Consider the following 24,977-nt stretch of genomic DNA (forward strand, 5'->3'; position numbering starts at 1 on the left):
TGACGGCCGAGAACCCCGCACCCCCACCGCTGTCCGCCGCCCCCGTACGGCCGGACGGTTCCGGAGCACGCCACCGCATCGGCGAGATGGCCGACCGGCTCACGAAGGTGCCCGGCATCCGGGCCGTCGCACTCGGCGGCAGCCGCGCCCGTGGCACCCACCGCCCCGACTCCGACTGGGACCTGGGCCTCTACTACCGCGGCACCCCGGACACCGCCGCCCTGGCCGCCCTGGCGGCGGCGTTCCAGGGCTCCCCGGTCGAGGTGGCCAGGCCGGGCGGGTGGGGTCCGTGGGTGAACGGCGGGGCCTGGCTGCGGGTGGACGGAGTCCAGGTCGACTGGATTCTGCGCGACCTGGACCGGGTCGAGGCGGTCTGGGCGGGCTGCCGGGAGGGGCGCTACGAGGTGGGAATCCAGCCGGGCCATCCGCTGGGCTTCTGGTCCCCCGCGTACCCGGGCGAGGTCGCCCTCGGCCGCGTACTCTCCGATCCAGCCGGGGAGTTGACGGGCCTTCAGGGCGAGACGGCCACTTACCCGGAGCCGTTGCGCAAGGCGCTCGCGGACGCGGCCTGGGAGGCGGACTTCTCGGTCGTGGCGGCCCGCAAGTCGGCCCCGGCCGGTGACCGCCTCCACGTCTCGCTCTGCCTGTCCCGCGCCTTCGGCGTCCTCGCCCAGTCGCTGCACGCCCACCACCGCACCTGGTGCCTCAACGAGAAGGGCGCCCTGGCAGCAGCGGCCGCCCTCCCGGACACCCCGGCACACTTCGCGGACCGGGCGGGCGAGGCGCTGCGGGGCCTGGACGCGGCGGCGGTGGAGACGGCCGCGGAGCTCGTACGGGAGGTGCGCGAGGTGCTGCGGACGCCGTCGGGCTGACCCGGGGCGTGCGGGCGGGACTTCGCGGACGCCTCCCAGAGGCACAGCGCCTGAGGGCTGTCCCGCGATTCCGGGCGGGACAGCCCTTAGACTCCCGGGCATGATCGCCGAACTGCAGTGCGTGGTGCTCGACTGCCCCGATCCCCTGCGTCTCGCCGAGTTCTACCGCGCGCTGCTCGGCGGGCGGGTGAACCAGGTGGACCGCCGGTGGGCACTCGACGACGACTGGGCGACTCTGCACACCCCCGCCGGTACGGTGCCCGCGTTCCAGCGCGTGGCGGATCACCGGCCGCCGCGATGGCCCGATCCGGAGCACCCCCAGCAGTTCCACCTCGACTTCGGGGTTCCCGATCTGCGCGCGGCCGGGGCCGAGGTGGTGGCGGCGGGCGCGGCCGTACTCGACGACGGGGCCGGGACCGACCGGCCCTGGCGCGTCTACGCCGATCCGGCAGGGCACCCGTTCTGCCTGGTCGAGCACGGCCCGAGCCCCGCCTGAGCGAAGCTGGGTCCCGCTGGACGGCCGTGCCGCAGCGGGCCGGCGGCTCCCGGAGGGTGTCGCGCTCGCGGCGTTCGGTCCGCAGGCCCGCGAAGCGCCTCGCCGCGCTCACCCGCGAGCCGCTGGAGCCGTGACGGGCGCCCCGCCGCTCAGGCCCCCGCGCGCAGTGCGGCCAGGATACGGTCGGCCGTCGCACGGTCGCGGGCGGCCGTGAAGGGCAGGTCGTTGCCGCCGGCGACGCGGAAGGGCGCACCGGACAGCGTGGCCTGGGCACCGCCCGCCTCCGCGACCAGCAGGAGCCCCGCCGCGTGGTCCCAGGCGTACTCCCAGCTGAAGGCGAGGCCGTCGACCTCGCCCCGGGCCACGGCGAGGTATTCGAGGCCCGCAGAACCGCAGGGCCGGGCGGCGAAGCCCTCGGCGCGCAGGCCGAGCAGGGCCCGCTTCTGCTCGTCGGAGGTGTAGTCGGGGTGCGACATCGCGATGCGCAGCACCGCGTCGGGCGCGGGCGAGCCGGCGCGTATCGCGGTGCCGTCGACAGTCGCGCCCCGCCCCCGCACGGCGACGGCCATCTCGTCCAGGGCGGGGGCGTACGTCCAGGAGGCCAGCACCTCGCCGCGGTGGGCGAGGGCCACCAGGGTGCAGAAGCCCGGCTCGCCGCGGACGAACTGGCGGGTGCCGTCGACCGGGTCGACGATCCACACCGGCGCGTCGCCGCCCAGCGCCTCGTACACCTTCGGGTCGGCGTGGACGGCCTCCTCGCCGACGACCGCCGAGCCGGGCAGGAGCCGGCTCAGGGACGCGGTGAGGTGTTCCTCGGCGCGCCGGTCCGCGGTCGTCACGAGGTCGTGCGGTCCGTTCTTCTCGATGACGTCGTCGTCGGCGAGCTGCCGGTAGCGGGGCATGATCTCGGCGGCGGCCGCTGCGCGGACCGCGGCCTCGACCTGGGTCAGGTCACCGGCGAGGAAGTCATCGATCATGCCCCCAGCTAAGCATGTGCGTCCGGGACGCGGGCGACCCGGTCGGGGTCGGGCCGGCCCCGTGCACCGCCTGGACGCGCACGGCCCCTCGACGCGGGGGCGCCGGGGGGCCGTGTACGAGCCGGTCGGTCAGCCGTTCACCGTCCACTTCTGGTTGGCCGTGCCCGCGCAGGTCCAGATCTGGAGGCGGGTGGAGTTGGCCGAGCTGTTCCCCGTGACGTCCAGGCACTTGTTCGCCTGGGGGTTGACGATGTCGCGCGCCGCGCTGATGGCCCACTTCTGCGCGGCCGAGCCGTTGCAGTCCCAGAGCTGGACCCGGGTGCCGTCGGCCGTGCCGCCGGAGGCCACGTCGAGGCACTTGCCCAGCGCCCGGATGGTGCCGTCCGCGCCCACGGTCCAACGCTGGGCCTCGGTGCCGTTGCAGTCGTAGAGCTGGACCGGGGTGCCGTTGGCGTTGTTCGCCGCGGCGACGTCCATGCACTTGCCGGCCAGGCCCGTGATCCGGCCGCCCGTCCCGGTCTGGCTGTCGCTGGTGGTGACGCGGACGTGGTCCACGACGAGTTGCTGGGGGAAGGCGGTGTTGCCGTCCGGGTCGCCGGGCCAGTAGCCGCCGACCGCGAGGTTCAGGATGAGGAAGAAGGGCTTGTTGAAGGCCCAGGTGTTGCCGCCGGTGTCGGCGGGGGTGCGGTGCTGGTAGACGTTGCCGTCGACGGACCATGTGATGGAGTCGGGGGCCCAGTCGACGGCGAAGGTGTGGAAGTCGTCGGCGAAGGCCTTGCCGCCCGGCAGGGTGTAGCCGGCGCCGATGCCCCCGGAGCCGGAGTAGCCGGGGCCGTGCAGGGTGCCGTGGACGGTGGAGGGCTCGAAGCCGACGTTCTCCATGATGTCGATCTCACCGGAGTTGGGCCAGCCGACCTGTCCGATGTCGTTGCCCAGCATCCAGAACGCGGGCCACATGCCCTGTCCGCGCGGGATCTTCATCCGCGCCTCGACGTGACCGTACTGCTGGGTGAATTTGCCCGAGGTGTTCAGCCGCGCCGAGGTGTACTGACAGGTTCCGTACCAGCACTGGTAGTTGGACGGGTTCTCCTTGCGTGCGGTGATCACCAGGTGGCCCTGGCCGTCCAGCGCGGCGTTCTTGTTCCCGGACGTGTAGTACTGCCGCTCGTGGTTGTCGACGTTGTCGCCGGTCTCGATCTGCCACTCGCTGCCGTCCACGGCCGAGCCGGCCGCGCCGTCGAACTCGTCGGAGAACGTCGTCGTGGCGGCCGCTGCCGTCTGCGACATCGGGGCGGCGGTCGCGGGGGCGGGGCCGCCGCCGCCCACCAGGCCGGCCGTGGCCAGGGCGAGAGCGAGTGCCGGGAGTACGGAGCGCAGCAGGCGCCGCGAAAGACGTGGGGAGTCCATGACTCTCCCTTCCGGTGCGTGAGGGGGAGGAAGGGGAACGCTGCCGCGCACACAAAGATCATGCACATGACAGATACAGCAGACGCAAAAGGCGCGGAAGACTTGGTTCGCTACGTGATTTAAGAAGTGAAAGAAGTCGGTGTCAAGGCTTTGGTCCGGTCCATTGGCCCCACGGCTCCAAAACGCCCTCCGGGGTGCGCAAACCGTCGCGTACGCCACGGCACGTACCGGACAGGAGTCGAAGCGAACACGGGCCGGCGGACGGCACAGGCCCGCAGGCGTTGACGTCATGGCGGCCCCGATGACCACGGACAGGACCGTTGCCGTGACGTCCAGTTCGGCGCTGACGTGCGAGCGCCGGTCTTGTCCGCGCTCCGGCGCCGGCACCAGGTCGTCCGGACGGTCCCGCCACGACCTCGCAATACCGCCGTATCAAACGGCCCGGACAGATCATGATTTGTACGGAACCATCTGTTGCCGGGCGCTGGGCCGGTCCCGGTGCGGTCGGCGGACTAAACCGCGTGCCGGTGGCGTTGTGCCTGGTCGGAGCCCTTGCGTGGGCAAGCGGACCGGGCGGAAGTGGAGGCATGGCTGTGCACGGTGAGTACAAGGTCCCCGGCGGCAAGCTCGTCGTGGTGGACCTGGAGGTCGAGGGCGGCGCACTGCGCGACGTCCGGGTGGCGGGTGACTTCTTCCTGGAGCCGGACGAGGCGATCCTCGCGATCGACGCGGCGCTGGAGGGTGCCCCGGCGACCACCGACACGGTGGCCCTGGCGGCCAGGATCGACGCGGCGCTTCCCGAGTCGACGGTGATGCTCGGCCTCACTTCGGAGGGCGTCGCCGTCGCCGTACGCCGCGCGCTGGCGCACGCCACGGAGTGGAGCGACTACGACTGGCAGCTCATCCACGACGCCCCGCAGTCGCCCGCCCTGCACATGGCGCTGGACGAGGTCATCACGGCGGAGGTCGCGGCGGGCCGGCGGCCGCCGACGCTGCGGGTGTGGGAGTGGGACTCCCCCGCCGTGATCATCGGCAGCTTCCAGTCCCTGCGCAACGAGGTCGACGCCGAGGGAGTGGAGCGCCACGGCGTCACGGTCGTCCGGCGCGTGTCCGGGGGCGGTGCGATGTTCGCGGAGCCGAGCAGCACCATCACGTACTCCCTCGCCGTCCCCCAGTCGCTGGTCTCCGGGCTGTCCTTCGCCGACAGCTACGCGTATCTGGACGACTGGGTGCTGGAGGCCCTGGGCGACATGGGCATCAAGGCCTGGTACCAGCCGCTCAACGACATCGCGACCGAGGTCGGGAAGATCGCCGGGGCGGCGCAGAAGCGCGTGGTGGGCCCGGACGGAGGTCCTGACGCGGTGCTGCACCACGTGACGATGTCGTACGACATCGACGCCGACAAGATGCTCGACGTGCTGCGCATCGGCAAGGAGAAGATGTCCGACAAGGGCACGAAGAGCGCCAAGAAGCGCGTCGACCCCTTGCGCCGGCAGACCGGTCTGCCCCGCCAGGCCGTCATCGAGCGGATGATCGAGTCCTTCCGCAACCGGCACGGACTGACCCGGGGGAAGGTGACCCCCGAGGAGCTGGCCAGGGCCGAGGAACTCGTCCGCACCAAGTTCACCACCGACGAGTGGACCGCTCGGGTGCCCTAAAGGATCGGCGGCCGGTGTTCGTACCAGCGCCGGTCGGCCTCCAGCTGGGCGGCCAGCGAGACGAGCCGTTCCTCGCTGCGGGCGGGGCCGAGGAGCTGGGCGCCGACCGGGAGGCCGTCCGGGGTGAAGCCCGCCGGGACGTTGACGCCGGGCCAGCCCAGCACGTTCCACGGCCAGGCGTACGGGCACGCCTCGGTCATCGCCACATCGGTGCGCCATGCGCTCAACCCGTCGAACCTGCCGATACGGGGAGGCGGCAGCGCGGTCGTCGGGGTGAGCAGCACATCGAAGCCGGCCCCGGAGCGCCCCCGGTGGAACAGAGCGCCGATCCGCCGGTGCTGGTGCACCTCCCGCGCCCTGGCCGCCCGCACCACCCGGCCGCCGAGCCGGGTGCCGGTGCGCAGCGCGCTGCGGGTGCGCGCGTCCAGGAGCGCCGGTTCGGGGTGCAGGGCCGCGAGTTCGGCGATCCCTGCGGTGGCGCGGGGCACGAAGCCGAGGCCGATGAGTCCGTAGCGCGGCCGGGCCTCCTCGACGTGGTGGCCGAGCCGGGCCAGCGCCTCCGCGATCTCGGTGACCGCACGGCGCACGTCCGGGTGGGGCATGGTGCCGGTGAGGGTGAGCGGGGGGCGCCAGGCGAGGGCGATGCGCAGCCGGCCCGGGTCGCGGCGGGCGGCGGCCGAGGCGTCGACGGGGGGCGGGCGGTGCGGGTCGTCGGGGTGCGGCCCCGCGACCGCGTCCAGCAGCAGGGCGGCGTCCGCGACGGTCCTGGCCAGCGGGCCGTTGACGGTCAGGCCCTGGAACGCGTCGCTGTGCGGGTGCACGGAGATCCGGCCGCGCTGCGGTTTGATGCCGACGAGGTGGGTCCAGGCGGCGGGGATACGGACCGAGCCCGCCCCGTCCGAGCCGAGGGCGGCGGGCACGAGGCCGGCGGCGACGGCGGCCGCCGAACCCCCGGAGGAGCCGCCCGGGGTGTGGTCGGTGTGCCACGGGTTGCGGGTGGCGCCGAACGCGGCCCCCTCGGTGAACGGCCACTGGCCCAGTTCGCAGGAGTTGGTCTTGCCGACGATCACGGCCCCGGCCGCGCGCAGCCTGCGTACGGCCTCGCTGTCGGCGGTCGCGGCGATCCGGTCCCCGGCGCAGCCGAAGTGGGTGGGCATCCCGGCGACGTCGGTGTCGTCCTTGACCGCGACGGGCACCCCGAGCAGCGGCAGCCGCTCCCCCGCCGCGAGCCGGCGGTCCGCCTCGGCCGCTTCGGCGAGTGCGGCCTCGGCGCGCAGGTGCCGGAAGGCGTTGAGGGTGCCCTGGCTCGCCTCGATCCGCTTCAGCGCCGCGGAGACCAGCTGGGTGGCGGTGACCCGCCCGTCCGCGAGGGCCCGCGCGCTGTCGGCGAGACCGGGCGGGGGCTCGGTCTGCGCCGGCGTGGCGTCCGGCCCTGGACTGTGCGGCCCGGGGACGGCCCGTCCTGCGCCGTCCGGTGCCGCATCGTCCGTTCGGGTGGTCTCCGCTGAGGACATGGGCCGTTCGCCTCCCTCGTACCGTCAGGTGCGTGCACCGGCACCGGTCCGCCACTTGTCCGAGTACGGACTTACTGGAGGGTAACGAGTGGAGGCGATCCCCTCAACCGCTCGGCCGGACGCTGCCTACGGCCGGACGCTGATCTCCCCGATTCCGGTGCCGAGACCCGCGCAGTGCGCGGTCGACTGGCCGGACTGGCCCGGGTTGAGGGTGACGTGCTCGCCGTCCACGTCCGGGGACCAGCCGCAGACGAGGTGCACCCAGAAGGTCTGCGTCGTGCCGCCGTTGTTCCGGCACAGCGCGTAGCCGGTGTGGTCGTCGACGGCGTGCTTGCCCGTCTCGCAGGACAGGCCGGGCGGCGTCGCGGCGGGGGCGGCTGCCGAGGCGGCGGTGGCGAGGGCGCCCGCCACCGCGAGGGCGGTGCTCAGGCCGGTGACGGCGGCGGCGCGCAGCACGGCTCGGGTCAGGCTCCCCTGGGACTTCTTCATGGTGTCCTTCCGGTTGTGACCGCCCGTGACCGGTGTGGGAGGCCGCGAGCGGTCGCGTTCGATACGGGTGCGCGGGCGGCGGTGCCGGAGCAGCCGCCCACGGCTTCCCTAACCGGGGCCCCCGGAAAACGTCACGCTGTGTGTACGCCGGTGGACGGCCGGCCGGATGCGTGCACGCCGAAGGGGCGGCGCCCCCGCCCCCGGCGTACGCTCGATTTGTTCGAACGCAGTCACCCGAACAGTCCCGCCACGACCCTTCGAGGAGGCGACGTGACCGGCTCCCACCTCGGCACACGCCCGGCCGCATGGGCTGCGGCGATCCTGATCGGCGCCACCGGCACCGGCGTACTCGGCGGTGTGGCCCACGCCGAGGACATCGACAACCTCACCGCCCAGCAGATCGCCGACCGCTCCCGCGACGCGCTGCTCGGCGCGCACTCGCTGCACGTGACCACGCGCGGTGACCTCGGCCGGGGAAACAGGCCCATGTCCCTGGACCTCACCGTGGACCGGGACGGCAACTGCAACGGTTCGGTGGACCTGGGCCGGAGTCAGGGCTCGGTGCTGATCGTCAAACGCGGCGACGACGTGTGGCTCAAGCCGGACGCGGACTTCTGGAAGAACCAGGTGCCCAACGGCGGTTCGGCCTTCGCCGCGATCCTGGGCGACCGCTATCTGAAGGGCCCGGCCGACAACCCGCGGCTGCGCGCCCTGACCAGGACGTGCGACCTCAACACCTTCCAGAAGCTCGTCAGCGACAACGCGAACGACGACACGGGCACCCTCAACAAGGGCCCGAGGACCACCCTCGGCAAGGCGTCCGTCGTGCCGCTGACCAGGACGCGCGGCAACACGACACTGACCGTGGACGTGGCGGCGACCGGGAAGCCCTATCCGCTGCGGCTCGCCCTGCACGGCGACGGCGCGGACGCGGTCGTGAACCTCTCGGCCTTCGACGAGCCGGTGCCCAGGACCACGCCCTCGCGGAGCGAATCGTTCGACGTCAGCGCCCTGCTGAGCCGCTCGTCCTCCCCGGTGTGACGCCTTCGCCGCCCGTGAGGAGCACGTACAGCGCCGGCGAGGACGGGCCGGCCCGGAGCAGCAGGGAGTGGTTGACGAGCCGGTTGTCGTCGGGGGCGGCGCCGGACGTGGCCGTCAGTCGGTGAGGGCGGGGATGACGGTGGAGCCGTAGGCGTCGATGGTCGCCTCGCGGGCGTCGTGCATGTTGTAGACGGCGAACTGGTCGACGCCCAGTTCCCTGAGGTGCCTCAGCTTCTCGATGTGGGCGGCGGCCGGGCCGAGCAGGCAGAAGCGGTCCACGATGGCGTCGGGGACGAAGTCGGTGGACGGGTTCCCGGCGCGGCCGTGGTGGCTGTAGTCGTAGCCCTGCCGGCCCTTGATGTACGCGGTCAGCTCGTCCGGGACGAGGCCGGAGTGCTCACCGTACCGGGCGACGAGGTCGGCGACGTGGTTGCCGACCATCCCGCCGAACCAGCGGCACTGGTCCCGGGCGTGGGCGAGGGCCTGCGGTGAGTCGTCCGCGGTGACGTAGGCGGGGGCGGCGACGCAGATCGTCACGGCGTCCGGGTCGCGTCCGGCCCCGGCCGCCGCGTCCCGTACCGCCTTGATCATCCACTCGGTGAGGTAGGGGTCCGCGAGCTGGAGGATGAAGCCGTCGGCCTTCTGCCCGGCGAGCGCGAGGGCCTTGGGACCGTACGCGGCCATCCAGACCGGGAGCCGGCCGTCCTTGACCCACGGGAGCCGGACCGGCTGCCCGTCGACGACCGCCTCGCGTCCTTCGGCGAGGTCGCGGATGACGTCGATGGCCTCGCCGAGCCGGGTCAGGGTGTTGGGGCGGCGCCCGGCGACGCGCATCGCCGAGTCGCCCCGGCCGATGCCGCACACGGTCCGGTTGCCGTACATGTCGTTGAGGGTGGCGAAGGTGGAGGCGGTGACCTCCCAGGTGCGGGTGCCCGGGTTGGTGACCATGGGGCCGACGGTGAGGCGGTCGGTGTGTTCGAGGATGCTGCTGTAGATGACGAACGGCTCCTGCCAGAGCACCGCCGAGTCGAAGGTCCAGCCGTGGCGGAACCCGTTGCGTTCGGCGCGGCGCATCAGGCCGACGACGGCCGATGCGGGCGGGTCCGTCTGGAGGACGAGTCCGAAGTCCATGCCGTCTGCTCCTAGTTGCTCCTAGTCCAGGTACTGACAGGTGGCGCGCGGGGTGTAGATGCCGTGGCCGGCGCGGCCGGTGTACGTACGGCGGTCGATGACGACCTCACCGCGCGAGAGCACGGTCTCCACCTGGCCGGTGAGCCGCTTTCCCTCGTACGCCGAGTAGTCGACGTTCATGTGGTGGGTGGCGGCGGACACGGTCTGTTCGGCCGCCGGGTCGTAGACGACGATGTCGGCGTCCGCGCCGGGCGCGATCGTGCCCTTCTTCGGGTAGAGGCCGAACATCCGGGCCGGGGACGCGCAGGCGATCTCGACCCAGCGGCGGCGCGAGATGTGGCCGTCGACGACGGCCTGGTGCAGGAGGTCCATGCGGTTCTCGACGCCCGGCATGCCGTTGGGGATCTTCGAGAAGTCGCCGCGGCCCATCTCCTTCTGGCCGGAGAAGCAGAAGGGGCAGTGGTCGGTGGAGACGACCTGGAGTTCGTTGTTGCGCAGCCCGCGCCAGAGGACTTCCTGGTGTTCCTTCGGCCGCAATGGGGTGGAGCAGACGTATTTGGCGCCCTCGAAGTCCGGCTCGGCGAGGTTGTCGGTGGACAGGAAGAGGTACTGCGGGCAGGTCTCGCCGAAGACGGGCAGTCCCTTGTGGCGGGCGCCGGCGATCTCGGCGACGGCCTCGTCGGCGGAGACGTGCACGACGTACAGCGGCGAACCGGCGACGCGGGCCAGCTGGATCGCACGGTGCGTGGCCTCGGCCTCCAGCGCCACCTTCCGTACGTCTCCGTGGTGGCGCGGATCGGTGCGGCCGGCGGCGAGCGCCTGTTCCACCAGGACGTCGATGGCGATGCCGTTCTCCGCGTGCATCATGATCAGGCCGCCGTTGGACGAGGCCCGCTGCATGGCGCGCAGGATCTGTCCGTCGTCGCTGTAGAACACCCCCGGGTAGGCCATGAAGAGTTTGAACGAGGTGATGCCTTCCGCCACCAGGAGGTCCATCTCCCTGAGCGAGGACTCGTTCACGTCGGCGAGGATCATGTGGAACGCGTAGTCGATGGCGCACTTGCCGTCCGCCTTGGCGTACCAGGCGTCGAGACCTTCGCGCAGCGAGCGGCCCACCGACTGGATGGCGAAGTCCACGATGGTGGTGGTGCCGCCCCAGGCCGCGGCGCGGGTGCCGGTCTCGAAGGTGTCGGACGCGTAGGTACCGCCGAACGGCATCTCCATGTGGGTGTGCGCGTCGACGCCGCCCGGGATGACGTACTTGCCGGTGGCGTCGATGGTGCGGTCGGCGCTCCAGCCGGTCGCCTCGTCGGTGCCGTGGGCGGCGAGCGCGGCGACGCGGCCGCCGTCGACGAGTACGTCCGCGTGCATCTCGTCCGACGCGGTGACGACCAGGCCACCGCGGATGACGGTACGGCTCATGGGTACCCCTCCTCACTGTGCTGAAGATGCTTCGGGGTGCGGAGCCGGGCCCGGCCCCGCACCCACGCCGTTGTCAGCCGTCAGCCCGCCGTGCGCAGCGCCTCGGCGAGGATCTCCGCGCCCTCCTCGGCCTCCGGGATCGCGAGCGAGAGGGGCGGTGCGATGCGCAGCACGCTGGTGTTGTGGCCACCGCCCTTGCCGATGAGCAGGCCGCCCTCGCGGGCCGCCTCCAGTACGGCCGCGGCTGCCTCGGGGTCGGCCTCGTCGGTGCCGGGTTTCACCAGCTCGACGCCGATCATCAGGCCCCGACCGCGCACCTCCCGTACCCGGTCCGAGGAGGCGCCGATCGCCCGCAGCCGCTCGATGAGCAGGCCGCCGACCCGGCGGGCGTTGCCCTGGAGGTCGTGTTCGAGGAGGTAGGAGAGGTTGGCGAGGCCGGCCGCCATGGTGACGGGGGAACCGCCGAACGTCGAGATGGAGTTGGCGTCCAGGCAGTTCATGACCTCGGCACGGGCGACGACACCGCCGATCGACATGCCGTTGCCGATGCCCTTGGCGAAGGTGAGGATGTCGGGCGGGCCGTTCTCGCCGTGGGCCTGCCAGCCCCAGAAGTGTTCGCCGGAGCGCCCCCAGCCGGTCTGCACCTCGTCGGAGATCCACAGGATGCCGTGCCGGTCGAGGACTTCGCGGAACGCGGCGTACAGGCCGTCGGGCGGGGAGGTGAAGCCGCCGACGCCCTGGATGGGTTCGGCGATCAGGGCGGCCGGGGTCCTGGTGTGGCCGAGCAGGTCCTCCAGGTCCGCGACGCAGGCGGCGATGAACTCCGCGTCGCTCAGGTGCGCGTAGGGGCCGCGGGTGCGGACGCCGCCGTGCACGTACAGGGTCTGGAGCGGCGACAGGCTGGTGGGCGACCAGGCGTTGTTGCCGGTGATGGAGACCGCGGAGAAGGACCGGCCGTGGTAGCTGTTGCGCATCGCGAGGATCTGGTTGGACCTGCGGTACGTGGTGGCCAGGAGCAGCGCCGTGTCGTTGGCCTCGGTGCCGGAGGTGGTGAAGAAGACCCGGGCGTCGGGGATGCCGGAGAGCGCGGCGATGCGCTCGGCCAGCTCGATCATCGGGCGGTTCAGGTAGAGCGTGGAGGAGTGGATGATGCGCCCGGCCTGCTCGCTGACCGCCTTGGTGACCTCGGACAGGGCGTGGGCGGTCATGGTGGTGAGGATGCCGCCGAAGAAGTCGAGGTAGCGCTTGCCGTCGGCGTCCCAGACGTGGCGCCCCTCGCCGTGGGTGATCTCCAGCGGGTGGCGGTAGTAGAGCGCCAGCCAGTCGGGGCTGACGGCGAGGTGGCGGTGGTGGAGGCTGCTCACGGCTCGACCAGCCCCTCGTACGCGTCGGGTCGGCGGTCCCGGTAGAACGCCCACTGCTGACGGACCTCTTCGATGAGCCCGAAGTCCAGGTCGCGCACGAGGAGTTCCTCCTCCTTGTCGCTTGCGACGTCGCCGACGAACCGGCCGCGCGGGTCCACGAAGTAGCTGGTGCCGTAGAAGTCGTTGTCGCCGTACTCCTCCTGGCCGACGCGGTTGATCGCGGCGATGAAGTACTCGTTGGCGACGGCGGACGCGGGTTGTTCGAGCTGCCAGAGGTAGGCGGAGAGGCCGCGCGAGGTGGCGGACGGGTTGTAGACCAACTGGGCGCCGTTCAGTCCCAGTTGGCGCCACCCCTCGGGGAAGTGGCGGTCGTAGCAGATGTAGACGCCGACCTTGCCGACCGCGGTGTCGAAGACGGGCCAGCCGGCGTTGCCGGGTTTGAAGTAGTACTTCTCCCAGAAGCCCTTGACCTGCGGGATGTGGTGCTTGCGGTACTTGCCGAGGTACGAGCCGTCCGCGTCGATCACGGCAGCGGTGTTGTAGTAGAAGCCGGACTGTTCCAGCTCGAAGACCGGAACGACGATCACCATGCCGGTCTCGCGGGCCAGTTCCCGCATCCGGCTCACGGTCGGGCCGTCCGGCACCGCCTCGGCCCAGCGGTAGTGCTCGGGCTCCTGGACCTGGCAGAAGTAGGGGGCGTTGAACACTTCCTGGAAGCCGATGATCCGCGCCCCTTGCCGGGCGGCCTCGCGGGCGTGCTCCTCATGCTTGGCGATCATGGATTCGGTGTCGCCGGTCCAGGTCGCCTGGACGAGTGCGGCGCGTACGACGTGGGACATGAGCTGCTCCTTCGACGCGGCGTCAGAGAGCCTCTTCGTGCTTCTACGCCCGTAGACACGTGCGTAGGGGAGAACGTAAGCCCCGTCACACAGCGGGGCAAGACCATCGCCGTGAACCAGCTGAGTCGATCATGTTTCACACCCGTGCGGGCCAGTGCAGGGCTCAGAAGGTGATGGCGATCCCTGTGTGCGGGCGCTTGCCGAGCCGAACGATCATCGCCGGGTAGTCGAGCAGCCAGTACTTCCAGGTGTACTTGCGGCCGATGGCGCGGCGCACGGCGGCCGTCCCGCGCTCGTCGAGCAGCCTGCCGGTGCCCTCGGCGCTCGCGGCGCCCTCCTCGGTCCGGCCGCGCACATCGCAGACGGTCACCCGGACCCGGCTGTCGTTGCGCAGCCGCTTGACCTTCCAGGAATCGCTCTTGGTCCAGACGAGCAGTTCGTCGCCGTCGGCCGCCGCCCAGACCGGGGTGGCCACGGGCGTGCCGTCCTTCCGGTACGTGGTGAGGCTGACGTACTCGCTGCGGGAGAAGTCCTGGAGGCTCATGGCCCCAGCGTAGGCGCGGGGGCGCGCACCCCCAGCGCTAACCGGCCAGAGGTACGGTCGCCGGCGCCGGGGCGCAGCGCAGCAGCAGCTCGTCCATGGAGAGGCCGAGCGCGCCGGCCACGGCGGCGACGGTGAAGAACGCGGGGGTGGGAGCGCGGCCGGTCTCGATCTTCCGCAGCGTCTCGGCGGAGATCCCGGCACGGGCGGCGATGTCGGTCATGCTGCGGCCACCGCGCGCCTCGCGGAGCAGCAGGCCGAGCCGTTCGCCGCGCAGGCGTTCTTCCGGGGTCAGGGGGGTTCGCACCATGCCGTCATTCTAATACCGCTCGGACCGGTATAGTAATTGGCATGGTGCAACTCAAGACGGACACATCCATCGAAGCCATGCGCGCGACCGGCCGGGTCGTGGCACAGATGCTGACGGCCACCCGGGAGGCGGCGGCGGTCGGCGTCTCCCTGCGTGAACTCGACGAGGTGGCGCGCGGGGTGCTGCGCGAGGCGGGCGCCGGCTCGCCGTTCCTGGGCTACCGGCCGCACTTCGCCCCGATCCCCTTCCCTGCGGTGATCTGCGCGTCGGTCAACGACGCGATCGTGCACGGCATCCCGACGGACTACCGGCTGCGCGACGGCGACCTGGTGAGCATCGACGCGGGCGCGAAGCTGGACGGCTGGGCCGGTGACTCGGCGATCAGTTTCACCGTCGGCAGGGCCCGCCCGGCCGACACCCGGCTCGTCGACACGGCGTACGCGGCCCTCGACGCGGGCATCGCGGCGGCCACCGTGGGCAACCGGATCGGGGACATCGCGTACGCCATCGGCACGGTCTGCCGGACCGCCGGCTACGGCATCCCCGAGGGGTTCGGCGGGCATGGCGTGGGCCGCGAGATGCACGAGGACCCGGGCGTGCCCAACGAGGGGCGGCCGGGGCGCGGCATGCCGCTGCGGCACGGGATGGTGCTGGCCATCGAGCCGATGCTGATCGCCGGCGGGGTGGACACCTACCGGACGGACCGGGACGGCTGGACCCTGCGTACGACCGACGGCAGCCGGGCCGCGCACGCCGAGCACACCGTGGCGATCACGGACGACGGCCCCCGCATCCTGACCGCGATCTGAGCGCGCCGGTTGTGCTGACCCGTGACGTTGCCTGCCCCGGCCCTGATCGGCAAGAGGCCCCCTACGGGACAGCCCTCAGCTAGCGGACCCGGCGGCGGCCCCGGCCCTGGGAGCGGCGCGGGTAGGGGAAGAGCCGCGGGCGGCGCTTGGCGGCCACGTCCTCGATCCAGCCGAAGAGCAGGATCGCCAGGCAGATCAGCGGAACGGCGACCACCAGCGGGGTCCAGCGGCTTCCCAGCAGCCACTGCGCGTGCTGGTAGAGGAAGGTGTTGCTCCACAGCGGGTCGATCAACGGCTCGGTCAGCACCAGCGCGACGGAGTGCCACAGGTAGACGGTCACCGCGCGGGAGTTGAGCAGGCTGATCACGCCGTTGAACCGCTCCAGCGGCTTGGGCCACTGCTCCCAGGAGGGGCTCAGGTGGAGCAGCAGCAGCACCGCGCCGAACGACCAGATCGCCTGGGCGACCGGTACCGCTTCCAGGTCGTGCCCGAGCCGGGGGTTGTCCACCGGCGACCGCAGTAGCCACCAGTAGCCGAAGACGAGCACCAGCGGTGCGAGGGACGGCACGATGTACTGCGGGATCTTGCGGAGCAGCCCCTGCCCGTGGGCCATGCCGAGCAGCCAGCAGGAGCCGAAGGTGGTGAAGTCGGTGGCGGCTTCCATCAGCCGGCCGCCCTGGTCGACCAGGCCGGAGTTGAGGAAGAACGCGAGCGCCAGCGGCACCATCAGGGTGACCCAGGGCAGCTTCCGCAGCGCCTTGAGCATGAGCGGCGACAGCAGTACGTACCAGAGGTAGGCGCGCAGGTACCACAGCGGCACACAGATCTGTTCGGCCCAGGAACTCGGCAGGTGCCCGCCGAAGGTGTGCAGCGAGGCCCCGAACGGCGGCTCACTGAACGGCAGGACCCAGTAGGCCAGATCACCCCACCACCAGTTGGGGTGGCTGGGATCAGGCCGCCAGCCCTCCAGGAGCATCAGCGGCACCACGACCGCGCCGAACAGCCACATCGGCGGCAGCAGACGGCGCAACCGGCCCCGGACCACGCTCAGCGCGGGCCGCTTCAGGGATCGCACCATCAGCGACCCGGCCAGCGCGAACATGACACCCATGGAGGGGAAGACGACCGGCAGCCAGGTCCAGCCGAAGTTGTGGTAGATCACCACGCGGACCAGGGCGAGCGCCCGCAGCAGGTCGAGGTAGCGGTCGCGGACGGGCTTCCGCGCGGGCGTCTGGGCGGCCTCTTCGGGCTGCGGCGCACGTTGCGCGGGGACCGCGGCGGAGTCCGCCACGCGCAGGGCGACGGTGTCCGAGGAGTTCTGGGTGCCGAAGGCACCTGGTTCCGCGATACTCATGAAGACGTCGCCCCTGTCGTGACATCGAGACCCACTTCACCGGTGCGCCGCAGCTTCTGCCAGCGCAACCGGCCCCCGGTCAGAGCGGTGATGGCGGACTGCAGCAGCACCATGTACATGAGCACCCGGTAGACCACCTGCTGGGCCGGCAGCGTGATCAGATGCCACGCCTTCTCCTTGTCCAGGCGGAAGGACCACCAGGCGCAGACGGCCTGCAGTGCCATCACCGCGAACCAGGCGGCCAGGGTCTTGTACGCGTCGACGAAGACCACGCCGTAGACCATGCCGATGTCGATGGCGGGCGCGAGCAGGGGGGTGACCACCATGAACAGGGCGACAAACGGCAGACCCACCCGGCCGAAGTGGCCGGCCGTGCCGCGCTCCAGCACCGCGTGCCGGTGCTTCCACATCGCCTGCATGGTGCCGTAGCTCCAGCGGTACCGCTGCGACCACAGCTGCTTCATGCTGTCGGGCGCCTCTGTCCAGGCACGCGCGTTCTCGGCGTAGACGACCTTCCAGCCGGCCCGGTGCAGGGCCATGGTCACGTCGGTGTCCTCGGCGAGCGTGTCGTCGCTCATCCCGCCCGCCTGCTCCAACGCCGTACGCCGGAAGGCGCCCACGGCACCCGGGATGGTCGGCATGCAGTTGAGGACGTCGTACATCCTGCGGTCGAGATTGAAGCCCATCACGTACTCGATGTGCTGCCAGGCGCCGATCAGCGTGTCGCGGTTTCCGACCTTGGCGTTGCCGGCCACCGCGCCGACGCGGGGGTTGCCGAAGGGCTGCACCAGCTCCCGGACGGTGGCGGGTTCGAAGACCGTGTCGCCGTCCATCATGACGATCAGGTCGTACGAGGCGGCGGCCACACCGGTGTTGAGGGCGGCCGGCTTGCCGCTGTTCGGCTGCCGGATCAGCCGGACCATCGGCAGGTCGAGCTCCTCGACGATGGCGGCCGTGTCGTCGGTGGAACCGTCATCGACCACGATCACTTCGATGGGATGTTCGCTTCTGGCCAGTGAGAGCAGGGTGTTGGTGATGCACTCCTGCTCGTTGTACGCGGGTACGACCACGGTGACCGGTTCGGTGACCGGGTCACCCCAGGAGAAGCCCCGCCTGCGGACACGCCGCACGTGGACGGCCGAGAGCACCAGCATCAGCACGAACCGCGCCATGACCAGCACGCCGACGACCGCGAGCAGGCCGACCAGCCACGGCAGCAGCCCCACCGAGAACGTGGTGCACCACAGGAACGCCTTGCCGACCCACAGGTTGTAGCTGGTGACCTTGGTGTTGGCGGAGCCGGTGCCGAGCGCCTCGCCGGTGGTCTTGAAGGTGTAACCCTGGGCCTTGAGCTTCTCGATGATGATCGGCAGCGCCGCCAGCGTCTGCGCCCGGTCGCCGCCCGCGTCGTGCAGCAGGATCATCTGGCCCTGGCCGGGGAGGTCGGGCATGGCGGCCTTGACGATGGAGTCGACGCCGGGGCGCTTCCAGTCGTCGGTGTCCTTGTCGATGAAGACGGTCAGGTACCCCTCGGACCCGGCCTGCTTGGTCACCGGCCACGACCAGTCGTCGAGCGCGTCCGCGGTGGAGGAGTAGGGCGGGCGGAAAAGGCTGGAGTGGATGCCGGCGACACCGGCCAGGGCGAGCTGGGTCTCGCCCAGTTCCCAGGTGAGCCGGGTGCCGGAGTGCAGCGCGAGGTCAGGGTGGGTGAAGGTGTGCAGACCGATCTCGTGGCCGTCGGCCACGATCCGGCGGATCAGCGCCGGGTTGCGCGTGACCATCGAGCCGGTGACGAAGAAGTCGGCGCGGACGTTCTCCTCCTTCAGCACCTTGAGGATCTTCGGCGTCCACTTTGCGGAGGGCCCGTCGTCGAAGGAGAGGACGACGGTCTTGTCCGGGATCGTGTAGTTAACCGGTTTGTCGCTCTTGTCGCCGCGTGCGTCGACGACCGGGCCGCCCTCCAGCACTCCGGTCGGGACGGTGCTCTTGTCCACCGAGACGGCTATGTGGTCGTCGTGGAAGGCCTCGTTGTTCGCCATGCCCCGGAGCACCATCAGCGCGAGCAGGGTCGCCAGTACGGTCACCGGCAGAAAGAACCGCAGCGGAGGTGCGGCGAGCCGGCGCGGCCGTGCGATGGATTGCCGGGGGCGCTGATGGCGGGGACGGGACATGGACTTCCTGATCGGTCGCGTCTGGCTACTGCGCGGTGGCCGACGCGGTGGCGTCGGAAGTGGTCACCGGGGCGGTGGCGTCGGAAGTGGCCGCCGGGGCGGTGGCGTCCTTCCCGGACTTGGTGATGCCGGGAGCCGCAGGCAGCGGCGCGTTCAGGTACTGGTTGGGCGGTTTGGTGTCCGCGGTGCCGGGGACGGTGAGCGCGGGCGCCTGCGACTGGGTTCCGACCAGGCCGGAGACCATCGCCACCACGCACCCGGTGCAGAGGATGCCCACCAGCCAGCCGAAACCACGCAGCCGACGGCCACGCTGACCGGTCTGGTCCACGAAGACGGGAGCCGGCTCGACCGCCGTGGAGGTTCTGGTCATCGACAGCCTCGAGCTTCTTTCATCGTGGTGCAACTGCCAGCTCGGCGGCGCCGAAAGTGTTGAGTAGTGCAGAAAATGATCAATATGCGAGTAAGGGGAAATTATCCGACCCGTTCCCGATCACGCACGAACATTAGTATGGAGATTCGGTGAATGTCACGCGGGTCTCGTACAGTTCCGGCTACGTCACTTGCATCCCGCCCGAACGGACCTTCACGCATGGCCCCTCCCCGCAGCCGCAGCCGCAGCCGCAGCCGCAGCCGCAGCCGCAGCCGCAGCCGCCTGATGGTCGCGGCGATCCTCATGGTCGTCGTCTCGCTCTTGGTGGATGCCTGCGGCGGCGCGGGAAGCGGGGGCGGCACCAAGGCGGGTACGGCCACCGCCCCGGCCGCGCACTACCGGGTATCGTCCCTGCTCAAGCCGTCCGGCCACGCGCTGGGCGTCGTCGATGCCAAGACGCCCTGGCAGTACGGCATCGTCGAGACCTTCACAGAAGAGGCCGGACGGGCCCCCGACATCCGCGAGTACTACAGTTCCTGGGGCGACGACTTCGACACGGAGGGCAACGCCTTCCTGTGGCAGCACGGCCAGCTGCCCATGATGGCGCTGGTGCCCACCGACGCCTCGCTCGCCGACATCGCCAAGGGCGAGGACGACGCCTACATCCGCAAGCTTGCGGACCAGGTCGCCGCCTACGACGGCCCGTTGGCCCTCTCCTTCGCCGGCGAGATGAACGGCCCGTGGAACTCCTGGGGGCCCGAGCACACCGAGCCCGCCGACTTCGTCGCGTCCTGGAAGCACGTGCACGACGTCTTCTCCGCGCGAGGCGTCACCAACGTGATCTGGGTGTGGACCCCGCACGTGGTCGACTCGGGCACGCCCGCCAAGCTGCGCCCCTATTACCCGGGCGACGCCTATGTCGACTGGGTCGGCCTCATCGGCTACTACGGGCCGATCGACGGCGCCGCCTTCTCCAGTCTGTTCACCCCCACCCTGCACCGGATCGCGGACTTCTCCAGCAAGTCGGTGCTGATCGCGGAGACCGGGGTGGCGGAGAGCGACCAGAAGGAGGCGCACATCCGTGACCTGTTCCAGGGCGCCGCGAAAGCCGGCGTCATCGGGCTCGTCTGGTACGACCAGCGCAAGGACTGGCCGGGCGGCAAACAGCTGATGGACTGGCGGATCAGCACCTCGCAGGGCGCGCTGGCCGCGTTCCAGGTGGAATCGGCCCGGAACAGCTTCGGTCATTCGTTCAAGAACGGCTGACCCAGGGCGTGCAGGGCAAGGGGCACAACTCAGCCCGTACATAACGGAACAGATCAGGGCGCATTCACTGCGGTTGGCGCACGCGGATGCCCGACCAGGGGAGATCACGGAGATGCCGACGGAATCGTCGCCGGGCCAAGGGGCTCCGCAGGAGGAGGACGGCTGGGCCTTCCCGCCCCGCAGGTCTCCTGCCGCCCCGTACCCGTACGGGGACCAGCACACGTACGGGTACGGGGACCAGCAGCCGTACGAGGACCAGCAACCGTACCGGCAGCAGCAACCGTACGAGGACCAGCAACCGTACCGGGAGCAGCAACCGTACGGGGGCCAGCACCCGTACGAGCAGCAGCAACCGTACGAGGACCAGCAACCGTACGAGCAGCAGCACCCATACGGAGACCAGCAGCCGTACCGGCAGCAGCAACCGTACGAGGACCGGCAACGGTACGAGGACCAGCAACCGTACGAGCAGCAGCACCCGTACGAGCAGCAGCAGCGGCAGACGGAGCCGGCCGCGACGTGGGAGAGCCGGCCGCCGACCCAGTCGTACGACCAGCAGCCGGCCCAGTCGTATGGCGGGCCCTCCGGCACGCGGTGGGACACCACCGTCCCTCTGCGGTTCCCGGAGCCCTCCGCCGGAGCCCACGAGTCCATCGACGAGCCGGGTCGCCGGACACCTCCGCACACCCGCCGCGGCGGCGAACCGGCGGACCAGGAGTCCGGATACCCGTCGGCGTCGACGAACCCGTCGGCTTCGGCCGCCGTCCGCGGCCGGACGGCCCTCCGTTCCCCCGAGCCTGTCGCCGCGCAGCCGCGGTCCCCTGCGGGCGCGGGCGGCAAACGGGCCGGGAAGACCAGGTGGGTGGGAAGGGTGGTGCTCGCCCTCGTTGTTCTCGCCGCCGGAGGGACCGCCGCCGTGGTGCTCAAGCAGCAGGACGCCGCGGCCGTCGCCTCGGAGAAGCTGACGCAGGCGTGGCAGATACCGGCGCCCGCCGCCGACGACACACTGATCGGCAGTTGGCTCACCGACAAGCTGCTCGTCCGGGCCGGCAGCCGAGGCGGCCTGCGGGCCTACGACCTCACCGACGGAAAGCAGGTGTGGAGAGCCGCGGGCGCCGGCAGCGGTGCCAAGCGCGACACCGTCCCCTGCGCGATGTCGCCGACGCTCAGCGCCGAGGGCATCGGCACCGTCGCCTTCGGCGAGGACGCCAGTACCTGCACCCGGCTGGCCGGTCTCGATGCGTCCACCGGCAAGATCCTCTGGTCCATGCCGCTGACCAGCGGCAAACACCCCACGGCGGTGACCGCCTCGACGTACGTGCAGGGCAAGGTCGCCACCATCGTCAGCGAGAGCTTCCTCGGCGGTGTCGACGTCCGCACCGGAAGCCGCGTATGGGGCTACAAGGCTCGCGGACACTACTGCAACGCCTACGACTGGGGCGCCGACGGCGTCGTGCTGGTGGACGACTACTGCCTCGACCGGAAGACCCGGTTCACCCTCACCGCGTACGACGGCAGGACCGGGAAGGTGATCTGGCGGAAGTCCGAGAGCGCCCACTCGGACGTGACGCACATCCTGTCCGGCAAACCACTGGTCGCCGCCGTCCACACGGCGCGCCAGGACGCCGTACGGGTTCTCGGCACCACCGGGACCGGCCGCAAACTGGCCGTCGGTGACGACGAGCTCATGCCCGGCAACAACACCGGCGCCGACCACTCCGCACAGCTCCACGGCAACGTCCTGGTCACCCCTGCCTTGGCCTCCGGCAGCCCGGTGATCGACGGCTACGACACCACCACCGGCGCCAAACTCTGGACCCTCCGCTCCGCCGCGCTCGCCGTCGCCGCCTCCGGCGCGGACGACAAGGTGCACGCCGTCACCACGTCGGGCTCCCCGCAGCTCATCACCATCGACCCCCGCACCGGTCGCACCACCCCGGTCGCGGGCCTGTCGGCGGGGGCCGGCAAATGGAACTTCACCTCCGGCACGGCGTACGTCACCCCGGACGGCGGCGTACTGGAACTCAACGCCCTCGGCTCGAACGGCGGCGTGCGGCTCTACCGGTAGGGCCCCGCCGGTCAGGGCGAGGTGCTACCGGGAGTGGTCGGCACGGTGATCCGCGCGGAGGTACAGGGCGCCGCTGCCCGCGCCTCCCACTCCTCGCGCGGCAACCCGAACAGCACGCTGTCGTACCGCTCGCCCGCCGTCAGCACCGCGCCCCGGTCAGTGCACGAACTCCTCGGCGAGGGCCTGCCCCGCGGCCACGGCGGCGTCGTGGTCCTCGATCGGTGACACCTCGGAGTCCTTGAACAGGATGTACGTGACCCCGGAGCCGGTGCCGCCGCTCCTCGGGTCCGGGTCGATACCGAGCGACTTCGCCGTGGCGTACGAGGCCTCGCCGATGATCCGCTCCGGGCCGACGTCACCGACGACGGCGTACTCCACCTTGTCACCGTGGATGACGGCGACGACCCCGCCGCCCTTGATCCCGGCCGCCGCGTAGTCCCAGACGTCGCTGCGGCCCGGCACGACGACGTAGGGCAGTTTCTCCGCGTTCAGCGGCTTGTCGTCCGAGGTGTGGAACGCGGTGTCGCCGTGGAAGGACGGGTCGGTGCCCGCGTTGCAGGCGGCGGTCACCTGTCCGTCGCAGTCGATGTCCATGTCCGCCTTCCAGAACACGGCACCGTGCGCACCACAGACCGAGACCGTCGCCGAAGCCCCTTCATCTTTGCGGTACTTGCCGTTCGACACCTGCGTACAGGCGGACACCTTGGCCAGCAGGTCGGCCGCGCCGACCGGACCTCCCCGGCCGCGGGCCGGGGAGGGTGCGGAACGGTGCGCCCGGGGAGGCGCCTGGTGGACCCGCGCGACCAGCGCGAGGCGCACGGCCGTCAGGGCCGGGCGCGGCGCCGGCGCGGGCGCGGCGAGGGCGGGGTCCGAGCCCGCCGCCACGGCCAGGGTGGCGGGGTCCGGTGTGCCCGCCGTGAGCAGCGCGGCACCGGAGGCCGTGACGAGGGCAAGCGTTCGCATACGCACTGTGGGGGCGCCCTTCTGGCGAGGAGATGTTCCTTACGGCCTGAGCCGCCGTGCGCCCCCCTGTCGGGTTCGGGCGGTCAGGGCCGCCCGCTCGGCCTCACCACCATCGCCGAGCCGCCGCCGCGCCGCTCCTTCTCCGCGGCGGCGAGCCACCGTCCGTCGGGCAGCCGCTGCACACCGGTCGCCGCCCCGATCTCCGGGTTGAGGGTGAAGACGTGGCCCAGGGACTCCAGCCGGGCCCGCAACGGGCTGTTCCACAGCGCCGGTTCGAGTTCGGTGGCCGCCGTGTTGCGCTGGCTGGCGCGGGGCGCCGCGATGGCGTCCACCAGCGGGAGCCCCCGGTCGACCTTGCCGATCAGCGACTGGAGCACGGTGGTGATGATGGTGGCGCCGCCCGGTGAGCCGAGGGCGAGCACCGGCTGCCCGTGCCGGAGCACGATGGTCGGCGAGATGGACGAGCGCGGGCGCTTGCCCGGTCCCGGGAGGTTCGGGTCGTGGACGGCCGGGTCGGCCGGTGCGAAGGAGAAGTCCGTCAGCTCGTTGTTGAGCAGGTAGCCGCGCCCCGGGACCGTGATGCCGCTGCCGCCGGTCTGCTCGATGGTCAGGGTGTAGGCGACGACGTTGCCCCACTTGTCGGCGGTCGTCAGGTGGGTGGTGTTCTCGCCCTCGTACGTGGTCGGCGCGGCCTTGCCGGTGGACCGGCAGTCGCCCGGGTGGCGCGGGTCGCCCGGCGCGAGCGGGCTGACGAGCACCGCGTCGTCCTTGATCAGGCACTCCCGGGAGTCCGCGAACCGTCGGCTCAGCAGGCCCTTGGTCGGCACGTCCTCGAACGCCGGGTCACCGACCCAGCGCCCCCGGTCGGCGAACGCGATGCGGCTCGCCTCGATGTAGCGGTGGAGGTACCGCTCCTCGCTCACCCGCGAAAGGCTTGTGGACTGGAGGATGTTGAGGGCCTCGCCCACCGTCGTACCGCCGGAGGAGGACGGCGCCATGCCGTACACGTCGAGCCCCCGGTAGTTCACCTTCGTGGGCGCCTGCCGCAGCGCGCGGTAGGCGCGCAGGTCCTTCGCGGTGAGGCCGCCGGGCCGCACCACCCGGTCGGACGCGGGGTCGACGGGCGGATTGCGTACGGTCCGTACGACCTCGTCGGCCAGCTTGCCCCGGTAGAGCTCGTCGACGCCGTTGCGGCCGACCTCCTCGTACGTACGCGCGAGGTCCGGGTTCTTGAAGACCGAGCCGACCACCGGCAGCTTCCCGCCGGGCAGGAACAGCTTCCGGGTGGCCGGGAAGTCGCGGAACCTGTCCTCGTTGCCCGCCGTCTGCGAGCGGAACGTTTCATCTACGACGAAGCCGTCCCGGGCCAGCCGTTCGGCGGGCTTGAGGACCTGCCGCAGCGAGGTGCTTCCCCAGGCGTCCAGCGCCGCGTCCCAGGTGGCGGGCGTGCCGGGGGTACCGACGCCGAGCCCGCTGGTCACCGCGTCATCGAAGGCGAGCGGTTTGCCGTTCTCCAGGAAGAGGGAGGAGTCCGCGCTGCGCGGGGCGGTCTCGCGGCCGTCGATGGTCTGGACGGTCCGGGTGCGGGCGTCGTAGTAGACGAAGTAGCCACCGCCGCCGAGTCCCGCCGAGTACGGCTCGGTCACCCCGAGCGCGGCGGCGGTCGCCACCGCGGCGTCCACCGCGTTGCCGCCCTTGCGCAACACCTCGATGCCGGCGGCCGTGGCGTCCGCGTCGACGCTGGAGACCGCGCCCCCGTATCCCACCGCGACGGGCGACTTGGGCGGTGGTGCGGCCGGGTGGGCGGACGAGGCCGGGGCGGCGGCCCCGACCGACACGACAGCGGCGAGAATCGCCGACAACGACACATTCCGCCTGACGGAACGTCGCATACGCACCTCCGGTGAAGGATCGT

23 protein-coding genes are annotated in these 24,977 nt (G+C 71.4%); 7 read left to right on the forward strand and 16 right to left on the reverse strand.

The window, feature by feature from the left end:
• Nucleotides 1-86 precede the first annotated feature (86 nt).
• Both E6P78_RS25965 and E6P78_RS25970 read left to right on the forward strand, forming a co-directional pair.
• Nucleotides 87-872: a nucleotidyltransferase domain-containing protein gene (locus E6P78_RS25965; RefSeq protein ID WP_240799382.1), complete on the forward strand. Its 786-nt coding sequence runs from the start codon at nt 87-89 to the stop codon at nt 870-872.
• A 100-nt stretch (nt 873-972) separates the two neighbouring features.
• Nucleotides 973-1,368 (forward strand): VOC family protein, encoded by a 396-nt coding sequence (locus tag E6P78_RS25970; RefSeq protein ID WP_136206070.1) that lies wholly within the window; start codon nt 973-975, stop codon nt 1,366-1,368.
• 149 nt (nt 1,369-1,517) lie between these two features.
• Here the strand turns inward: E6P78_RS25970 and E6P78_RS25975 are convergent, their stop codons facing one another.
• The gene (locus tag E6P78_RS25975) at nt 1,518-2,345 is read right to left on the reverse strand and encodes an inositol monophosphatase family protein (protein WP_136206071.1); all 828 of its coding nucleotides are present in this window, start codon (nt 2,343-2,345) and stop codon (nt 1,518-1,520) included.
• Between the two features lie 129 nt (nt 2,346-2,474).
• Complete coding sequence (locus E6P78_RS25980; RefSeq protein WP_136206072.1) at nt 2,475-3,752, reverse strand: glycoside hydrolase family 16 protein; 1,278 nt, start codon at nt 3,750-3,752, stop codon at nt 2,475-2,477.
• A gap of 593 nt (nt 3,753-4,345) precedes the next feature.
• Here E6P78_RS25980 and E6P78_RS25985 point away from each other — a divergent pair.
• Nucleotides 4,346-5,410 (forward strand): biotin/lipoate A/B protein ligase family protein, encoded by a 1,065-nt coding sequence (locus E6P78_RS25985; protein WP_136206109.1) that lies wholly within the window; start codon nt 4,346-4,348, stop codon nt 5,408-5,410.
• Here the strand turns inward: E6P78_RS25985 and E6P78_RS25990 are convergent.
• On the reverse strand, nt 5,407-6,924 hold the full coding sequence (locus E6P78_RS25990) for an amidase (protein WP_136206073.1): 1,518 nt from the start codon (nt 6,922-6,924) through the stop codon (nt 5,407-5,409). The two genes, E6P78_RS25985 and E6P78_RS25990, sit on opposite strands and share 4 nt — an antisense overlap.
• Nucleotides 6,925-7,050: 126 nt before the next feature.
• The gene (locus tag E6P78_RS25995) at nt 7,051-7,413 is read right to left on the reverse strand and encodes a hypothetical protein (RefSeq protein WP_136206074.1); all 363 of its coding nucleotides are present in this window, start codon (nt 7,411-7,413) and stop codon (nt 7,051-7,053) included.
• Between the two features lie 270 nt (nt 7,414-7,683).
• On the opposite strand from E6P78_RS25995, the gene E6P78_RS26000 reads away from it, so the two are divergent.
• Nucleotides 7,684-8,454: a hypothetical protein gene (locus tag E6P78_RS26000; RefSeq protein WP_136206075.1), complete on the forward strand. Its 771-nt coding sequence runs from the start codon at nt 7,684-7,686 to the stop codon at nt 8,452-8,454.
• 114 nt (nt 8,455-8,568) lie between these two features.
• Here E6P78_RS26000 and E6P78_RS26005 read toward each other — a convergent pair whose 3' ends face one another.
• From E6P78_RS26005 to E6P78_RS26030, 6 genes are all read right to left on the reverse strand, one after another.
• Nucleotides 8,569-9,585 carry a TIGR03842 family LLM class F420-dependent oxidoreductase gene (locus E6P78_RS26005; RefSeq protein ID WP_136206076.1) on the reverse strand — a complete coding sequence of 339 codons (1,017 nt, stop codon included), beginning with the start codon at nt 9,583-9,585 and terminating at the stop codon, nt 8,569-8,571.
• A gap of 21 nt (nt 9,586-9,606) precedes the next feature.
• The gene (gene hydA, locus E6P78_RS26010) at nt 9,607-11,007 is read right to left on the reverse strand and encodes a dihydropyrimidinase (protein ID WP_136206077.1); all 1,401 of its coding nucleotides are present in this window, start codon (nt 11,005-11,007) and stop codon (nt 9,607-9,609) included.
• An 80-nt stretch (nt 11,008-11,087) separates the two neighbouring features.
• Entirely contained in the window at nt 11,088-12,371 is a 1,284-nt protein-coding gene (locus E6P78_RS26015) for an aspartate aminotransferase family protein (protein ID WP_136206078.1), read from the reverse strand.
• Nucleotides 12,368-13,210 carry a nitrilase-related carbon-nitrogen hydrolase gene (locus E6P78_RS26020; protein ID WP_136206079.1) on the reverse strand — a complete coding sequence of 281 codons (843 nt, stop codon included), beginning with the start codon at nt 13,208-13,210 and terminating at the stop codon, nt 12,368-12,370. The genes E6P78_RS26015 and E6P78_RS26020 overlap by 4 nt, the downstream gene beginning before the upstream one ends.
• A gap of 163 nt (nt 13,211-13,373) precedes the next feature.
• Nucleotides 13,374-13,754 carry a PPOX class F420-dependent oxidoreductase gene (locus E6P78_RS26025; protein WP_136206080.1) on the reverse strand — a complete coding sequence of 127 codons (381 nt, stop codon included), beginning with the start codon at nt 13,752-13,754 and terminating at the stop codon, nt 13,374-13,376.
• A 37-nt stretch (nt 13,755-13,791) separates the two neighbouring features.
• A complete protein-coding gene (locus E6P78_RS26030; protein WP_136206081.1) occupies nt 13,792-14,061 on the reverse strand; it encodes a helix-turn-helix transcriptional regulator in 270 nt (89 codons plus the stop codon).
• Between the two features lie 41 nt (nt 14,062-14,102).
• Here E6P78_RS26030 and map point away from each other — a divergent pair, with 41 nt between their 5' ends.
• Nucleotides 14,103-14,870 carry a type I methionyl aminopeptidase gene (map, locus tag E6P78_RS26035; RefSeq protein ID WP_136206082.1) on the forward strand — a complete coding sequence of 256 codons (768 nt, stop codon included), beginning with the start codon at nt 14,103-14,105 and terminating at the stop codon, nt 14,868-14,870.
• A gap of 79 nt (nt 14,871-14,949) precedes the next feature.
• On the opposite strand, the gene E6P78_RS26040 is transcribed toward map, so the two are convergent.
• Genes E6P78_RS26040 through E6P78_RS26050 form a run of 3 tightly spaced genes read right to left on the reverse strand, consistent with a single transcriptional unit; the run spans nt 14,950 to nt 18,765 of the window.
• Nucleotides 14,950-16,224, reverse strand: a complete 1,275-nt coding sequence (locus E6P78_RS26040) for an acyltransferase (RefSeq protein ID WP_136206083.1) — start codon at nt 16,222-16,224, stop codon at nt 14,950-14,952.
• Nucleotides 16,221-18,395, reverse strand: coding sequence for a bifunctional polysaccharide deacetylase/glycosyltransferase family 2 protein (locus E6P78_RS26045; RefSeq protein WP_136206084.1), 2,175 nt, complete (start codon nt 18,393-18,395; stop codon nt 16,221-16,223). Before E6P78_RS26045 ends, E6P78_RS26040 begins: the two co-directional genes overlap by 4 nt.
• A 25-nt stretch (nt 18,396-18,420) precedes the next feature.
• Nucleotides 18,421-18,765: a hypothetical protein gene (locus tag E6P78_RS26050; RefSeq protein WP_136206085.1), complete on the reverse strand. Its 345-nt coding sequence runs from the start codon at nt 18,763-18,765 to the stop codon at nt 18,421-18,423.
• A gap of 219 nt (nt 18,766-18,984) precedes the next feature.
• On the opposite strand from E6P78_RS26050, the gene E6P78_RS26055 reads away from it, so the two are divergent.
• The gene (locus E6P78_RS26055; RefSeq protein WP_168712704.1) at nt 18,985-20,031 is read left to right on the forward strand and encodes a glycosyl hydrolase; all 1,047 of its coding nucleotides are present in this window, start codon (nt 18,985-18,987) and stop codon (nt 20,029-20,031) included.
• Nucleotides 20,032-20,095: 64 nt separating this feature from the next.
• Here E6P78_RS26055 and E6P78_RS26060 read toward each other — a convergent pair whose 3' ends face one another.
• On the reverse strand, nt 20,096-20,509 hold the full coding sequence (locus E6P78_RS26060; protein WP_168712705.1) for a hypothetical protein: 414 nt from the start codon (nt 20,507-20,509) through the stop codon (nt 20,096-20,098).
• A gap of 174 nt (nt 20,510-20,683) precedes the next feature.
• Between E6P78_RS26060 and E6P78_RS26065 the strand changes: the two genes are divergently transcribed.
• The gene (locus tag E6P78_RS26065) at nt 20,684-22,099 is read left to right on the forward strand and encodes a PQQ-binding-like beta-propeller repeat protein (RefSeq protein ID WP_346765612.1); all 1,416 of its coding nucleotides are present in this window, start codon (nt 20,684-20,686) and stop codon (nt 22,097-22,099) included.
• 156 nt (nt 22,100-22,255) lie between these two features.
• Here the strand turns inward: E6P78_RS26065 and E6P78_RS26070 are convergent, their stop codons facing one another.
• Nucleotides 22,256-23,062: a glycoside hydrolase family 75 protein gene (locus E6P78_RS26070; RefSeq protein WP_136206088.1), complete on the reverse strand. Its 807-nt coding sequence runs from the start codon at nt 23,060-23,062 to the stop codon at nt 22,256-22,258.
• An 83-nt stretch (nt 23,063-23,145) separates the two neighbouring features.
• Nucleotides 23,146-24,954 (reverse strand): gamma-glutamyltransferase, encoded by a 1,809-nt coding sequence (ggt, locus tag E6P78_RS26075; RefSeq protein WP_136206089.1) that lies wholly within the window; start codon nt 24,952-24,954, stop codon nt 23,146-23,148.
• Nucleotides 24,955-24,977 lie beyond the last annotated feature (23 nt).

It is taken from the genome of Streptomyces sp. A0958 (assembly GCF_004795035.1).
In the GTDB taxonomy this organism is placed as follows: Bacteria; Actinomycetota; Actinomycetes; order Streptomycetales; family Streptomycetaceae; genus Streptomyces.